This window comes from Helicobacter sp. 23-1045, assembly GCF_053654655.1.
Window position 1 is genome coordinate 300854 of sequence record NZ_JBSIUR010000001.1, and the last position, 15738, is coordinate 316591.

Sequence of the window (15738 nt, forward strand, 5' to 3'; positions counted from 1 at the left end):
TCCTATAATTCCAACACGCAAAAGACTTTTGTGCTTTTTTCAATTTCGCTAACCGCATCAAATTCAAGCAAACGCAAGATAAAACACGCTTCAACGCAAGTCCCGCCGATAGATTCGATTAGTTTAATCCCAGCTTTTGCCGTGCCACCTGTGGCTATTAAATCATCGATGAGCAGGACTTTTGCGCCCTTTTTGTCGCTAAATGCGTCTATGTGAATCTCAACTTCGCTAAATCCGTATTCTAACGCGTATTTTTCGGCTACCGTGGTGTAAGGGAGTTTGCCCTTTTTGCGAATCGGCACAAAGCCGATTTTTAGGCGCGAAGCAAGGGCTGCACCAAAGATAAATCCGCGCGATTCGATACCCACGACAAAATCCAATCCGTAGCTTTTGTAGCGCGATTCAAGGAATGTCATCAAATCCTCGAAAACCTCCGCGTTGTTGATGATAGTCGTAATATCGCGGAATAAAATGCCCGGCTTTGGGAAGTTGGGCACATCTCTAATGGCGGATTTTAGTTTGCTTTGTAATGTGTTTAAGTCCATAGTTTTTCCTTTATTTTAAATTCTGCGTTTAGATTCTGCGAATTTGCATCATAGCAACGCCTCGATTTTCTGCTCTAACTCGCGGATTCGCGTCTTATACTTGTCGCATTCGATTTTATACTGCGAATTGCGCGCTTTTAGGGCTTTGATTTCATTTTTCATTGTATTCATTTCCTCTGTCAAAATGTCGTTATTCCCCAAAGCGCGTTGCAGTTGAAGCTGGTGTTTGCGAATCAAAATCTCCGCTTCGTGCAATGTCAGCTTGATAGACGCAGAAGTCTTTTCCTCTTTTTGTGCGATATGCTTGTAAAAAAAGGTTTTGGTAAGCATAAAAAGGACAAACAAAACAAACGCCGTAAGTAAAAACCAACTCGCAACCGTGCTCATACTCTCCCCAAAATTTTAAAAATCCGTAATTCTAACATAAATTATGTTTAGCAAAATTTAAAATCGCAGAATCTAATGCAGATTCTGCGTTTTATTAGCTATTTTTGCCAAAAAGATAGGCATACGCAGAATCTTCGCGCACAAAGGGCGCAAGTTCGGCAAAGTCAAAGTGAATGCTTATGATTCCAGCTGCATAAGGCGCAATTTCATAAATGCCCCAATAAAATTCCACGCCATTTGGGGTGATTTTAAACTTTGAGAGCATAGCATTTTCATCGACACTATCCCCGTATTCCGCGCTCAATCGCTCTTTTATCATCGTCTTTAATTTTGCGTCATTTTCATATTTTAGCAAGATTTTTGGCTCATTTGCGATTCGCACTCCATTTGATAAATCAAAAGCCACCGCATCATCGCTGTAATTGCCGTGCGCACCGCCACTATAAATGTAATTGTAGTTGCTAAAAACAATCACTTTTTCATCAATATAAGCGACATTGAAGTTTGAAATGCCATCAAAGTTAAACGAATCCTCCGCATTTGCATACTCGCTAAAATCCGTTATGTCGCGCAACTGCGCATTTATTTTGTCAAGCGTAAAATTTAGCTTATTTGACACTATGATAGGAATCTGCAACGAAGCGTTAAAATTAAACTCTTTATCCGTGCCATCAAAGTCCTTGCCGATGTGCTTTTGCGCCACGCTAATGCCAAAAATTGCAATTTCGTTGATTTTGTTTGTCGCAAGTTTGAAATCCACGCTTTCGCCTTCTTTAAAAAATCCATTATTTGCGAATCGTCCGCTAATCTCGCCATTTTTAGCGATTTGTGCTTCAAAAATTTGGGCGATTTGATTGTTTGAATCTTGCGCTATGTTTGCGCTCTCTTTTGTGATTTCAAGTTGAATGGTTTGTGGATTCGCGTTTAAATCTTGTGAATCTGTCTTTGAATCCTTTGAATCTCGCGCTTTTTGGGGCGAATCTATGGGATTTGAATCTTGTGCCTTATTTTGCGTTGTATTTTGCGCCACTTCGCCTTTTAGCGTGAAAATCTCCCCACCGCGCACGATTTTGCCTAAAATATAGGCTATGCTGTTATTTTGATTTTCGCTTGTGTTAGGCGCAGATGAGATTTTGAGATATAGCGTGGATTGCTGCCCATCGATTTCGCCACCAAGCAAATAAAATTTCGCCAACGACTTGCTAATCTGCGGTGGCGTGGCATTTGAATCCTTTGTGCTTTTAAGCGTGATTTTGGATAAATCAAAATTTTGCGCTTCTGCTTCAACTTTTAGCGCACCAAAATCAAAACTATCTTGCATAATCGCAGAATCTACGCCTAAATCCTCCGCCTTTTTATCGCAACCCACAAAAATTATGGCACATAAAATCAAAAAACTGATAATTTTTCGCATAAATCCCCCTTAAAAATTTTATTTTATCAACGCCATCATTTTATCAACGCCGAAATCGCCTTAAAATGCGGTGAGCGCGAATCTTTTAGCAAATCAAATAAAATGCTTTCCATATTTATCACACTCGCCCCGCAATTTGCCAAAAAAGACAGCGCGTTTGCCTTATTTGCGCTATTCCTAGAAATCACGCAATCACTTGCCACAACCACGCCAAAACCCATATTTAGCAAATCTCTGGCACTTTGAAGCACGCAAATATGCGCCTCCATTCCCGCGATAATGATTTGCGTGATATGCGGATTTTGCGCCAAGTAGGCTAAAAGCGGACTATCATCATAAACCACGCTAAAAACGCGCTTTTCAAAATCGCTGTGTTTAGATTCGCCAAACAAGCCTTTTGCGCTCTCTCCAAGCCCCTTTACATATTGCAAACTCTGCCATAGCGGCACTTCTAAAATGTCGCAACCTGCAATCAAAATTTTGGTTTGGCGTAGCATTGCGCTAAACTCATCTTGTGCCATACTTTGCGCCAATCGCTGTTGAATGTCGATTACCAAAAGCAACGATTCATCTTTGTTTAGTGATAAAATTTCTTGCATTTTTTGCCTCTAAATTTTAAAAATAAAAGCGCATTCTACCATAAATCTTATAAAAATCACTGATATTTATAATACGCGGCACACGCGCCCTCACTGCTTACCATACAGCTACCTATGGGATTTTGCGGGGTGCAGACTTTTGCAAAAATCTTGCATTCAAGCGGTTTTTTAAGCCCACGCAAAATCTCTCCGCAAATGCAGTTTTTATTATCCGCCACCTTGCGCTTATCAATAATGTCTGCAAACTCTATCTCCGCATCTAATGCAGAAAATTTATCGCGGAGTTTTAGCGCGGAGTGCGGGATTTCGCCAAGCCCACGCCACTCAAAAGATTTGCGCGGCTCTAAATATTTATTTATTAGATTTTGCGCTACTTCGTTGCCTTCACGCGTAACCACGCGGTTATATTCGACTTCAAGTGTGGATTTGCCACTATTTTTTTGGCGCACGATTCGCAACACCGAATCCAAAATATCCAACGGCTCAAATCCGCCCACCACGATAGGGATTTGATAGCACAAAAGTTCTTCATAGATTTTTGCCCCGCTTATCACGCTAACATGGCTTGGGGCGATGAGTGCGTGAATGTTGCAAGGCTTTGAATCTAGCAAAATTTTTAGTGGCGGGACAACCAAAATATGATTTATGTGAAAATATAAGTTTTTGATATTTTCTTGTATTGCGCGCTCAATCAAAGCCGTAGTCATCGGCGTTGTCGTCTCAAAGCCGATTGCAAAAAATATTACTTTTTTATGCGGATTGTCCTTTGCGATTTGCAATGCTTGAAGTGGCGAGTAGAGAAATCGCACATCTGCGCCTTTGCTACGCGCTTCTGCAAGGCTACCTTTGGAGGACGGGATACGAATCATATCGCCCAAAGTCAGCAAAATCACACCTTTTTGCATTGCAATGTCAAAGGCTTCATTTATGCGATTTTTTGGCATTACGCACACAGGGCAACCCGGTCCGTGTATAAAGTCGATATTTGGCGGGAGTAGTTTGTTTAGCCCGTATCGCATAATGCTATGCGTGTGCCCACCGCACACTTCCATAATTTTGAGCTGTGATTTTAGGCTTTTAGATTCGGCGCGAATCTTTTTAAGAATGCCAAAAATTTTGTCTTTGTCTCTAAAACTATCGATTAAAAGCATTATTTTGCCTTGATTTTGGGGCAGATTCTGCGAATCGCAGAATCTCTAAAAAATCTATTTTTTCAAACTCTTTTCTAATTTCTCAACCACGCGCCAAGTGGATATGACTGAATCGGGATTTAGCGAAATGGAGCTTATGCCCTCTTTGACTAAAAATTCCGCGATTTCTGGGTAGTCGCTAGGTGCTTGTCCGCAAATGCCACAATATTTTTTGTGCTTTTTACACGCAGCGATTGCGCGTCTAAACATTTCTAACATTGCTGGATTTCGCTCATCAAAAATCGAGCTTACTAATTCGCTATCCCTATCCACGCCCAAAGTGAGCTGTGTTAAGTCATTTGAGCCGATTGAAAAGCCATCAAATAGCGAGAGAAACTCATCTGCCAAAATGACATTTACAGGCAGTTCGCACATCACATAGATTTCTAATCCGTCTTTGCCTGATTCAAGCCCATTTCGGCGCATAATTTCTAATACTTTTTTGCCTTCTTCTGGTGTGCGCAAAAATGGCACCATAACTTTCATATTTGTAAGTCCCATTTCATTGCGCACACGCGCTAATCCCTGACATTCCCACTCAAACGCCGTGCGGTAAATGTCTGAATAATATCGATTCGCCCCACGATAGCCTAACATTGGGTTTTCCTCGTGTGGTTCATAGGGCGCACCGCCTATCATATTGCGATATTCGTTTGTCTTAAAGTCGCTAGTGCGCACAATTACGGGATTTGGGTAGAATGCGGAGGCTATCATTCCTATGCCTTCGGCGATTTTGCCTGTGAAAAAGTCCTTTGGCGTGTCATATCCGCTTATGATTTGCTTTATCGCTTCAAAATCCTGCACATCTTTTTTGCCATTTTGCATATCCACTAACGCCACAGGGTGCGCTTTTATGCTATTTATGACAATGTGCTCCATTCTAGCTAATCCCACGCCATTATTTGGCAACTGCGCGAAGCTAAATGCCTTTTCAGGGTTGCCTACATTCATATAGATTTTGGTTTTGGTATTGCCTAAATCCGAAATATCCTCCACTTCAATATCAAAGTCAAAATGCCCATTATACACGAATCCTTGCTCTCCCTCTGCGCAAGAAACGGTCGCTTTTATGCCATTTGCGAGTTTTTCAGTCGCACCTGTCGCCCCTACAATCGCTGGGACGCCGATTTCCCGTGCTACGATTGCCGCGTGGCAAGTGCGCCCACCGCGATTTGTGATAACTGCGGCGGCTTTTTTCATTGCTGGTTCCCAATCTGGGTCGGTATTGTCGGTTACCAAAATATCGCCCTCTTTGATTTCGCCCATATGTTCGATGTCTTGGATAATTTTGATTTTGCCTTGTGAGATTTTGTCGCCTATTGCCATTCCTTGCACGAGCGTGTGAATCTTATCCACAGGCTTTTTGAAGCTGTATTTTTCAATGCGATTTGCGACTTTTTTCTTGTGCTTTTGGCTTTGCACGGTTTCAGGACGCGCTTGGACTATTAAAATATCGCCGCTTTTGCCATCCTTTGCCCACTCCATATCCATAGGGCGATATTCGCCTGCTTCTTTTGTGTAATGCTCTTCGATTAAAATCGCATATCGCGCTAAAGTCAAAATGTCCTCATCAGTGATTGAAAAACTGCTTAATTCTTCGATAGTTGTAGGGATATTGCGCGTAGGGCGTTCCGCTCCGCTTGGGGCATAAACCATTTTTATGTCTTTTTTGCCTAGCTCTTTTTTTATTATGGGGCGTTTGCCTTGCTTTAAAGTGGGCTTAAACACATAAAATTCATCAGGATTGACCGTGCCTCCCACGACATTTTCGCCAAGTCCCCACGATGCCGTGATAAATACCGCATCTTGAAATCCTGTCTCTGTATCAATGCTAAACATTACGCCACTTGCGCCTATGTCGCTTCGCACCATTTTTTGCACTCCCACAGATAGCGCGATTTTAAAATGGTCAAAGCCACGAGATGCGCGGTAGCTAACGGCTCTTTCGTTAAAAAGCGAAGCCATACAGGATTTCACATAGTGAATCAGATTCTGCGTCCCACGCACATTTAAGAAAGTATCTTGCTGTCCCGCGAAACTTGCATCGGGTAAATCCTCCGCCGTTGCGCTACTTCGCACGGCGACATCGGCGGTATTCATATTGTATTCCTTGCCAAGTATCGAATACGCCTCCAAAATCTCATCTTTCAAGTCCTTTGGAAAAGGCGTAGTGAAAATCAGCTCGCGAATCTTCTTGCTACGCGCCTTCAACACATCGATTTCAGAGACATCCACGCCATCTAGCAAATCCTTAATTTTCTGCCGTATCCCGCCTGAATCAAGCAAATACCAATACGCCTCACTTGTGATTGCAAAGCCATTTGGCACTTTTATGCCAACCCCAATCAGCTCTTGAAACATCTCTCCAATACTCGCATTTTTGCCCCCGACAATCGGCACATCCTTGTTATTCAACTCGCTAAAAAACTTAATGTATTTCATCGCGCTCCCCTTCAAAAAATAAAATTTTGAAATTATAAAATAATCTATTAGGATTTTTTGCTTAAAATTGCAAAATATTTTTATTTTTTTGCAAAATGGGGGCAAAATGCTACTTAAAAAAATCAAAGTAAAATCGCTAAAAAACGCAGAATCTGCGGTAGATTCTGCATTTTTGAATGATATTGAAGTAAAAATAATTGTAAATTGCGCTGAATCTACGAAATTTCTTGCGGAGGATTCACGCAAAATCCTCCCCTCCCTTGCGGAGGGCAACCTCCAATCTCTCCCCCTCCCTTGCGGAGGGGGATTAAGGGGGTGGGTAAATTCAAACAAATCTAACTCACAAATAACAATCACATTTTTTGCGCTAGATTATGACTTGGAGCACCTTGTGGCGGGGTATTTTGGCGCATTTGGATTGAGCGTGAATTTTAGGCGAGTGGATAATATTTTTTATATAGATTCGCCCTTATCAAAAGATGAGATTTTATCGCGCTTTGCGCAAAAAGACTTTATTCAAAGCTGCGAACAAATTGAGATAAATGACAAAAAAATCAACCGAGATTCAGTTGTAATGCCCTTTAATGGCTCACGGGCGAAAATTTCAAGCGAATTTTTAGAGAAAAATCGCGAATTTTTTGTAGATTCAAGCGTGAATTTTAAAAACGCAGAATCTACGAAAGTTCTTGCGGAGGATTCACGCAAAAATCCCCCCTCCATTGCGGAGGGGGTTAGGGGGTGGGTAGATTCTGCAAAGTTAGATTCTGCATTTTTTGTCCGCATTTTCGCAGAATCTAAAAATTTTTGTCATATTGAGCGAAGCGAAATATCTCAAAAAAACAATAGAGATTCTTCGCTTCGTTACACTTCGCTCAGAATGACACAAAATAGCACAAATTCTGCATTTTTTCAATCTTTTGACACAAATCCCAAAAACGCCATTTATAAAGCAATCGGCAAGGCATTAGATTCAAGCGAGGGCAAAGGCAATCTATTAGACGCCACGATTTTCTTAAACTTTCGAATCGATATCGAAACCTTAAAAATCTTAATTTTGCAAAAATGCACCTTTGTCATCTGTGCTGAAAAACCCGCATTTAGCGTGGTGCGATTCGCACAAAAATTTGGCGTAACGCTAATTTGCTTTCATCAAGGCGACTTTTTAGCACTCACCCACCAAATGCGCGTTATTTCGCAGAATCTGCGCTAGATTCTGCGATTTTGTGAGATTCTGCGCTTTCTAATTTTTTTAGTCGCGCTTCCATTTCAATCAACTTTTTATCGATGCCTACGCTAATTGTCACTTGATTTAGCACCACCCAAAGACTGAAAATCCCCAAAATCAAACTCACCGCCACCGCAAAAACAGCGATTTTTATCGCACGAAGCGACTTTTTTTCTACATTATCCATCATATTTTCCTTAAAATAAATTTGACAATTTGCGCTAAAATCATCCCGCAAATCGCGCTCATCACCACACACGCGCCAATGCTTATGTTATACAAATACGAAATCACAAATCCGCTGATGATAAAAATTAGCGATAAAATCCCCGCAAACACCATCATTTTTGCTAGTGAGTTTGCAAACATAAAGGCGATATAAGATGGGATACTTAAAATCGCAAGCACCAAAATCATCCCCGCCACGCTCATCGTCATCACAATGCCAAGCGAGATAAAAATAAAAATGACACAAAGAAAAATGCGCGTATAAACGCCCTTCAACCTGCAAAAAACTTCATCATACGAAACGCTCAAAATCTCCCGCCAATAGGCAAAAACAAACGCTAAAAGTAGCAAATCATAAATGCCAATTATCCAAATATCTTCTTTTCCACTCGCCAAAATCGAACCAAAAAGATAACTTGTGATATCCACCGCATATCCGGGCGTAATATCGATTAGAATAATGCCAAGTGCCACGCCAAACGCCCAACTTGCCGCGATGAAACTATCGATATTTTGCCTTCTAAACAGCACAAAATAAAGCAAAATTAGCGACATTAAAACCGCCATCAGCGAAGCACCAAGCATTGTGTGAAATCCAAAATATAACGCCAATCCCACGCCACCAAATGCGCTATGCGCCACGCCACCGCTTAAAAAGACGATTTTATTTGAGACAATTAGCGTGCCGATAATCCCCGCGCAGATGGATATGAGAACTGCGATGATTAGGGCGTTTTGGATGAATTGTAATTGCAAAATTTCTAACAAATGCAACCTTTTGGCGTGGATTTTGAAAAAAGCGATATTTTAGCAAAAAGATTTTTAGATTCTGCGAAATGGCGAAAATTTGGTGGTAGATTCTGCGAAATCCCTTAAATTTTTGTGGTAGATTCTGCGAAATGGCGAAAATTTGGTGGTAGATTCTGCGAAATGTGCTTAAATCGCAGAATCTCGCACGAAAATCGCAGAATCTAAATAATTATTTTGTGGATTGCCACGATTCTACACTCGCAGAATCTCGCAATGACGGAGATTTTTCGCTACGCTCAAAATGACAAAATTTATTAGATTCTGCGATTCGCAGAATCTAATAAATTATAGTATTTGTGGATGAATTTTTGGGGTTGTGCGAGTGGAGCGAGGAAAATAGGACATTTAAGTCCATTGACGAAGCTCCGCGAAGCACTCCCCAAAAAGTCGCCACAAGACGAATTTGCCCCTTACCAAGCGACATTTTTGTTGCTTCCTACCTTTATTATATTCACCTCATCATCCCACAGCACAAGTCCGCTTTTCAAATCACTCAAAGTTAGCAAAAAATAATAATCGATTCGCTGTTTTCCGCTTGAAATTTTGGTATTTTTTTGGATAATTTTGCCTGACAAACTTAGCTCTGGCGCGATGAGTTCGCCTTTTTCGATTGTGGTGTATTGATTGTATTCATCGTTGTCTCGCGCTTTTCGTGCGGTGTGAATCATTTTATCGCCACTTGCGCCCATCGCAAGAGATAGGATAAATTTACCGCTCTCCCGCATTTCGCGTGTGATTTTGCGTGTGAGCTGCGCTGTGTCGATATGCTGCATTGTGTCGTTTATGACATCTGAAATCACAAGCACTTTGGGTTTATCGATATTTTTTGCGTAGCGACTTTTTAAAAGCGATTCTACCGCACCATCGGCGGCATTTTGAATATCGTGATAGTCTAATCCGCTACTTGTGAATTCGCCCGACTTTGCCAAATCCACATACTCCACCTTATCCGCACACCCGACAAATAGCGCAAACACGCCAAAAAATAGCAATTTTTTCATTTGCTTTCTCCATTTAATTTGTGAAATAAAATGCTAATTATATCATTTTTTATTGCGCGAATGTAAATTAGATTATCGCTCTTATCGCATAAATCTTCGCATTTTGTTAGCGCGAAGTCGCCTAATTTCACCGCACCATTAAATAGCGCAAAATCGCCCTTATTTTCCACTCGCAAAATATAAAATCGCAAGGGCAAAATGCGCACGCTACGAATATCCGCCCTTGTGCTCGCATAGCTGAAAATCGCCCCCGCAAGCGAGCCAAAAATGCCTAATTTCTCTCCCAAAAAATATTGCAAATATGCCTTGTAAGACGAGCTTAAAAGCGAAGTGAAAATGATGTAGGGTAGCTCGATTTGAAATTCATTATTTACAAGTGGCGAAATGTCCGCGATTTCAAACGCAACGGGCTTGTCTTTTGGCGATAAATCGGGGAGACTCGCCACTCGCTTCGTTGATGAACCACTAGTTCTATCGCCTCGCTCGTGGCTTCGCAACCCCGATTTCTCATCCAAAATACTTTGCCCTATCGAATCTTGTATATATCTTGCATTGTAGTTTGTTTTGTATTCATACGATTCACGCAATACAGGCAATGCGATATTAAAACTCAACACGCTAGAATTCACAAAAAATAACGGCAAATCAAAGCGAATCTCTTCTTTTTTAGGGATTTGCCCTTCTTCAATTATTATCCACGAATATCGCTTTTTGTTGCCATTTTTGCGAGATTCTGCGATTTTGATATCGCTTAAAATCGCCTTTTGATTTGTGATTGCATAAGATTCTTTAAGCAAATTTTGCGCTTTTTCAAAATCATTTTGCGATAAGAAAAAAATGCCTGAAACATAGCTAATATAGGGATTTACATAACCTTCAAATGCCTTATAAGCGCGCAAATTTTGATAATGCTCTTTATATTGCAAAAGTGCTGAATCATAGCTTTGCGCGACATTTACGCCATTTGTTTCTTGCCCGTATTCACCCGCACTCTGCCTTATGCTCTCATCTCTTGCCAAAATATAATCGCTAAAACAATCCTTTGCACGGCGATGTCTATCATTTGCGCGGTTAAACTCAACCCTTGCACTTGCAAAATCGCCCGTCATTATCGCACTTAACGCCTTGTAATGATTTGCAAATACGCTTTCAAAAAACGCCCCTTTATACTCAAACATACCATTGCTAACCAAAATGCTTGCAAAGGTTTTAAGTCCGCCCTTAAAGGCATTTTCGCCACTTGTGCCTTCAAAAAATCCCTCCGCTGAATCTAAATAAGCATTTGCCCCCGCAAAATCGCCTATTTGATACGCCAAAATCCCACTTTGTAACGCCCATAAAAAGTCATCATCGCTGTATTTTTTGGCATAATTATACGCTAAATCTAAATCCTGCGCTTGGTAGTAGAGATTTTCTAACTTCGCAATATCGCCCATTGACGCACACGCACTAAATGCAACAGCGCAAAACAGGGCGGAGAGAAGCACTTTTAAAAAATACACAACGAACCTTAAAATTTGTGATAAAATTTCGCAATTATATTAAAATTTTTAGCAAAAAAGGCAAAAAAATGAAAGTTTTACTCTTAAAAGATGTCAAAGGTTTAGGCAAGGCAGGGAGCGTTTGCGAAGTCAAAGACGGCTATGGCAAAAATTTTTTAATCGCCAAAAATTTAGCGCAACTCGCCACAAATGAGACAATCAATCGCTACAAGGCGCAAGAAAAAAAGCGCATTGAAGAAGAGGCAAAATTAAAGGGCGAATTGGTTGATTTGGCGAAAAAGTTGCAAAATCTAACGCTTGAAATTCGCAAAAAAGTGGGCGCAAATGGTGCGCTTTATGGCGCAATTACAAAAGATGAAATTGCGGTTGCTTTTAAAGAAAAATTCAATATTGACATTGACAAAAAGGCGTTGGATTTGAAAAATCCCATAAAAAGCACGGGCATTTATGAGTTGGATTTGAAGCTAGGCTTTGGGATTCACGCGGTTTGCAAGGTGGATATAGTCGCGGAGTAGATTCTGCGAATCAATCGAAATCAATCAAATTTAATCGAGAAATCGCAGAATCTAGCGCGAAAAAACATTAAGATTCTGCAAATTTAAATATTCCCCCCTCCCTTGCGGAGGGGGTTAGGGGGTGGGTCAAAAATAAATTTCGCAGAATCTCGCAAAATCTTACATAATTTTAGTCGCTATAAGTAGTCCTGCAATCGCAATTTGCGTCATAACAAGCCATTTTAATAACTCATATTTTACTTCGATAATGTTATTTTTAAGTAGCGCAATATCATTTTTTACAAGCGCGATATCATCTTTTGTGGATAATTTATCCAAATCTTTGTTGCTTTGCTCTAAAATTGAGTCTGCGATTTCTAACGCTTCTTGCTTTATTTGCGCTTTATCTTCGCCCTGAAAATGCCTATCGATAAAATTATCTATCAAAATTTTGGTGCTTTTATTTAACGCTATTGCCATTTTGAAATCCTTGAAAACCAAATAAAGCGCATTATAGCACAAAAATCGCAATCTTATTAAATTTACGCATTTTTTAAGGCGAGTTTTTGTAAAATTCGCACTTTTTAGATTCTGCGAAATAAGGATTGAAAATGTTTCACGCGACAACCATTTTAGCATTCAAAGGGGCGGATAAATCCGTCATCGGTGGCGATGGGCAAGTAACCTTTGGCAACTGCGTCTTAAAGTCAAACGCCACAAAGATTCGCGCCCTTTATGATGGGAAAATTTTAAGCGGATTTGCGGGTAGCACGGCAGATGCGTTTAGTCTCTTTGATATGTTTGAAAAGATTTTGGAGGCAAAAAAGGGCGATTTGGAACGCTCGGTGGTGGAGTTTAGCAAGGAATGGCGCAAGGATAAATATTTGCGAAAATTAGAAGCGATGATGATTGTCCTAAATCGCGCAAAAATCTACATTTTAAGCGGAAGTGGCGATGTGGTAGAGCCAGAGGATGGCGTGATTGCGGCAATCGGTAGCGGTGGAAACTACGCGCTATCCGCTGCAAGAGCGTTACATCGCAATGCGAATTTGGATTCGCGTGAGTTAGTCGAAAAATCCCTGCAAATCGCAGGCGAGCTTTGCATTTACACAAACACAAACATAAAAATATTGGAGTTAAAATGAGAGATGACAAAAGCCCAAAAGAGATTGTAGAATATTTAGATGAGTATATTATCGGGCAGGACAAGGCAAAACGCGCCATTGCAATCGCACTTCGCAATCGCTATCGTAGAATGCAGTTGCCAAAAGAGATTCAAGATGAAATAATGCCAAAAAATATCCTAATGATAGGCTCAACGGGCGTTGGCAAAACGGAGATTTCGCGCAGAATGGCAAAGATTTTGGGACTGCCATTTATCAAAGTCGAAGCCAGTAAATACACCGAAGTAGGCTTTGTGGGGCGCGATGTCGAATCAATGGTTAGAGATTTGGTAAATGCGTCTATGAATTTGGTAAAGTCCGATTATATGGAGAAAAACGCCGATAAAACGGAGGATTATATCCTAACCAAAATCACAAACAACCTAATCCCACCGCTCCCAAATACCGCAAGTGAGAGCAAAAAAGAGGAATACAAAATCAGCTTTGAAAAAATGAAGCAAAAGGTAAAATCTGGCGCGGTTGATGATTTGGAAATCGAGGTAGAAATCACCGAAGCCCCAATCAACCCCTTTCCTATGCCAAATATCGGCATTGTAGAGATTTTCCCCAAAGCGCAAAAGATTAAAAAAATAAAGACAAATGTAAGAGACGCCAAAGAATTGCTTAAAAACGAAGCGATGGAAAATATCACAAATATTGATGAGCTGAAAATCGAAGCGGTAAAAAAGGCAGAGGAAAGCGGAATCATTTTCATCGATGAGATTGACAAAACGGCCAGCGATAATAGCAACTCACGCCAAAATCCAAACAAAGAGGGCGTCCAGCGCGATTTGCTCCCCATTGTGGAGGGAAGCCTTGTGGATACGAAATATGGGCAAATTAAGACGGATTATATTTTATTTATCGCGGCAGGTGCGTTTCATCTAAGCAAACCAAGCGATTTAATCCCCGAGTTGCAGGGGCGATTCCCCATTCGCGTGGAGCTTGATTCATTAAGCGAGGACGATTTGTATAAAATCTTAATTCAAACCAAAAATAGCATAATTAAGCAATATATTTATTTGCTTGAAACCGAAGGGCTAAAGCTAGAGTTTGATGATGAGGCACTGCGGACAATCGCGCGATTCGCTCACATTGCAAACGAAAAGACAGAGGACATAGGCGCAAGGCGATTGCATACCATTGTCGAAAAGGTGTTAGAGGACATTAGCTTTGATGCGCCAAATCTCAAAGGACAGAGCATAAAAATAGGCAAAAAGGATATTGAATCAAAATTAGATTCAATTATCCAAAATGCCGACAGCACGAGGTATATTTTGTGAAATTTGGCGAATTGGAGTGCAAATCTATGGGCAATTCGTCTTTGGGTGCATCTTTCGCACTTTTAAAATTTTTTGGGCGTTCGCAGACCGCTAGTCTAGTCTCACACCCAAAAAATTTTAAAAATACAAAATCTCCACCGCAAATACTAGAATTGTTTTTAAATGCAGAATCTAATAAAAAAAATGGCGAAAATATCGCAGATTCTGCGAACGCAGAATCTAATAAATCTTGTCATATTGAGCGAAGCGAAATATCTCAAAATAGAGATTCTTCGATTGCTTCGCAATCTCAGAATGACAAAAATAATCCATCCTCCCAAATGCGTGAGGATAAGTCTCAATCTCTCCCCCTCCCTTGCGGAGGGGGATTAAGGGGGTGGGTAGATTCACAAAAGAATAGTAGTGCGAAATTTTCAAATAGCGACTTTACCCACCCCCTAGCCCCCTCCGCAAGGGAGGGGGAACAAAAGACAAATTGCGCACAAGACAACGAGCATAAAACCAAATGCGGATTTATTGCCCTCATCGGTCGCCCAAACGCCGGCAAATCCACACTTCTAAACGCTCTTATAAACGAAAATCTCGCGCTCACTTCGCACAAAGTCAATGCCACGCGCAAACAATGCAATATAATCGTTACGCACAACAACGCGCAAATGATTTTCATCGACACGCCCGGACTTCACAAAAGCCAAAAGTTGCTAAACGCCCTTATGGTTGATGAGAGCCACAAAGCTATCGAATCTAGCGATATTGTGGCGTTTCTTGCGCCTATAAGCGATGATTTAGCGCATTATGAAGCGTTTTTAGAGATTATCAAAGATAAAAAACACATTGTTTTGCTGACAAAAATCGACTTAACAAGCAAGGCGAATCTGCTAAAAAAGCTTGAAATTTATCAAAAATATAGCTCCAAATTTGAGGCGATTATCCCCATTTCTGCCACAAAGCGCGTGAATTTGGAGCAGATTTTTGGTGCGATTTGCGCACATTTGCCTAATTCGCCATTTTTGTATGATAGCGAAATCCTAACTTCTACGCATATTCGCGAGATTTACCGCGAGAAAATCCGCGAATCGCTTTTTAACTTCACAAACAAAGAAGTCCCTTATAGTAGCGAAGTGCGCATTTTGCGGATATTAGAGAGTGAAAATATCACCAAAATCTACGCTGAAATCATCACAGAAAAGACAAGCCAAAAGAAAATCATCATAGGGCAGGGCGGAAAACGAATCAAAAATATCGGCATAGACGCACGAAAAAAGATTGAAGAATTTAGCGGTGAGCGCGTATTTTTGAGCCTAAATGTGGTGTGTGAGAGAGGGTGGAGTAAAGACAAAAAGGCAATCGAAAAGATGATTGGCGAGTGATTTGCAAAATTTCCTAAAATCGCTGCAAAATCGCAGAATCTAGCGTAGATTCTGCGATTTTATATAGATTCTGCGTTTTGCTTTA

At 40.8% G+C, this 15738-nt stretch carries 17 protein-coding genes; 6 read left to right on the plus strand and 11 right to left on the minus strand.

Translation table 11 applies throughout. The annotated features are described in order from the left end of the window. Nucleotides 1-2: 2 nt before the first annotated feature. The 6 genes from apt to ppsA form a co-directional block, all read right to left on the minus strand. On the minus strand, nucleotides 3-545 hold the full coding sequence (apt, locus tag ACWIUE_RS01725; RefSeq protein WP_454134292.1) for an adenine phosphoribosyltransferase: 543 nt from the start codon (nucleotides 543-545) through the stop codon (nucleotides 3-5). 48 nt (nucleotides 546-593) lie between these two features. Then, nucleotides 594-932: a hypothetical protein gene (locus tag ACWIUE_RS01730; protein ID WP_454134293.1), complete on the minus strand. Its 339-nt coding sequence runs from the start codon at nucleotides 930-932 to the stop codon at nucleotides 594-596. Between the two features lie 94 nt (nucleotides 933-1026). Continuing rightward, nucleotides 1027-2346, minus strand: coding sequence for a DUF3298 domain-containing protein (locus ACWIUE_RS01735; protein ID WP_454134295.1), 1320 nt, complete (start codon nucleotides 2344-2346; stop codon nucleotides 1027-1029). A gap of 35 nt (nucleotides 2347-2381) precedes the next feature. Continuing rightward, complete coding sequence (locus ACWIUE_RS01740) at nucleotides 2382-2945, minus strand: isochorismatase family protein (protein WP_454134296.1); 564 nt, start codon at nucleotides 2943-2945, stop codon at nucleotides 2382-2384. 56 nt (nucleotides 2946-3001) lie between these two features. Next, nucleotides 3002-4096 (minus strand): hydrogenase formation protein HypD, encoded by a 1095-nt coding sequence (hypD, locus tag ACWIUE_RS01745; RefSeq protein WP_454134297.1) that lies wholly within the window; start codon nucleotides 4094-4096, stop codon nucleotides 3002-3004. A gap of 54 nt (nucleotides 4097-4150) precedes the next feature. After that, a complete protein-coding gene (gene ppsA / locus ACWIUE_RS01750; protein WP_454134299.1) occupies nucleotides 4151-6577 on the minus strand; it encodes a pyruvate, water dikinase in 2427 nt (808 codons plus the stop codon). 106 nt (nucleotides 6578-6683) lie between these two features. Between ppsA and ACWIUE_RS01755 the strand changes: the two genes are divergently transcribed. Continuing rightward, nucleotides 6684-7787, plus strand: coding sequence for a hypothetical protein (locus ACWIUE_RS01755; protein ID WP_454134300.1), 1104 nt, complete (start codon nucleotides 6684-6686; stop codon nucleotides 7785-7787). Here ACWIUE_RS01755 and ACWIUE_RS01760 read toward each other — a convergent pair. Next, a complete protein-coding gene (locus ACWIUE_RS01760) occupies nucleotides 7765-7989 on the minus strand; it encodes a DUF5408 family protein (protein WP_454134302.1) in 225 nt (74 codons plus the stop codon). The two genes, ACWIUE_RS01755 and ACWIUE_RS01760, sit on opposite strands and share 23 nt — an antisense overlap. After that, entirely contained in the window at nucleotides 7989-8798 is an 810-nt protein-coding gene (locus tag ACWIUE_RS01765; RefSeq protein ID WP_454134303.1) for a metal ABC transporter permease, read from the minus strand. Before ACWIUE_RS01765 ends, ACWIUE_RS01760 begins: the two co-directional genes overlap by 1 nt. A 164-nt stretch (nucleotides 8799-8962) precedes the next feature. Between ACWIUE_RS01765 and ACWIUE_RS01770 the strand changes: the two genes are divergently transcribed. Continuing rightward, nucleotides 8963-9085: a hypothetical protein gene (locus ACWIUE_RS01770; RefSeq protein WP_454134305.1), complete on the plus strand. Its 123-nt coding sequence runs from the start codon at nucleotides 8963-8965 to the stop codon at nucleotides 9083-9085. A gap of 165 nt (nucleotides 9086-9250) precedes the next feature. On the opposite strand, the gene lpoB is transcribed toward ACWIUE_RS01770, so the two are convergent. Together lpoB and ACWIUE_RS01780 are read right to left on the minus strand one after the other, a co-directional pair. Then, a complete protein-coding gene (gene lpoB, locus ACWIUE_RS01775) occupies nucleotides 9251-9841 on the minus strand; it encodes a penicillin-binding protein activator LpoB (protein ID WP_454134307.1) in 591 nt (196 codons plus the stop codon). Continuing rightward, on the minus strand, nucleotides 9838-11343 hold the full coding sequence (locus ACWIUE_RS01780) for a hypothetical protein (protein WP_454134309.1): 1506 nt from the start codon (nucleotides 11341-11343) through the stop codon (nucleotides 9838-9840). The genes lpoB and ACWIUE_RS01780 overlap by 4 nt, the downstream gene beginning before the upstream one ends. Before the next feature lie 68 nt (nucleotides 11344-11411). Between ACWIUE_RS01780 and rplI the strand changes: the two genes are divergently transcribed. After that, entirely contained in the window at nucleotides 11412-11858 is a 447-nt protein-coding gene (gene rplI / locus ACWIUE_RS01785; RefSeq protein WP_454134311.1) for a 50S ribosomal protein L9, read from the plus strand. 159 nt (nucleotides 11859-12017) lie between these two features. Here rplI and ACWIUE_RS01790 read toward each other — a convergent pair whose 3' ends face one another. Next, nucleotides 12018-12317: a hypothetical protein gene (locus ACWIUE_RS01790; RefSeq protein WP_454134313.1), complete on the minus strand. Its 300-nt coding sequence runs from the start codon at nucleotides 12315-12317 to the stop codon at nucleotides 12018-12020. A gap of 131 nt (nucleotides 12318-12448) precedes the next feature. Between ACWIUE_RS01790 and hslV the strand changes: the two genes are divergently transcribed. From hslV to era, 3 genes are read left to right on the plus strand one after another with little or no spacing between them, the layout of a single operon-like run. Next, a complete protein-coding gene (hslV, locus tag ACWIUE_RS01795; RefSeq protein WP_454134315.1) occupies nucleotides 12449-12982 on the plus strand; it encodes an ATP-dependent protease subunit HslV in 534 nt (177 codons plus the stop codon). Then, nucleotides 12979-14283 carry an HslU--HslV peptidase ATPase subunit gene (gene hslU / locus ACWIUE_RS01800; RefSeq protein WP_454134317.1) on the plus strand — a complete coding sequence of 435 codons (1305 nt, stop codon included), beginning with the start codon at nucleotides 12979-12981 and terminating at the stop codon, nucleotides 14281-14283. Before hslV ends, hslU begins: the two co-directional genes overlap by 4 nt. After that, complete coding sequence (gene era, locus ACWIUE_RS01805; protein ID WP_454134319.1) at nucleotides 14280-15653, plus strand: GTPase Era; 1374 nt, start codon at nucleotides 14280-14282, stop codon at nucleotides 15651-15653. The genes hslU and era overlap by 4 nt, the downstream gene beginning before the upstream one ends. Nucleotides 15654-15738 lie beyond the last annotated feature (85 nt).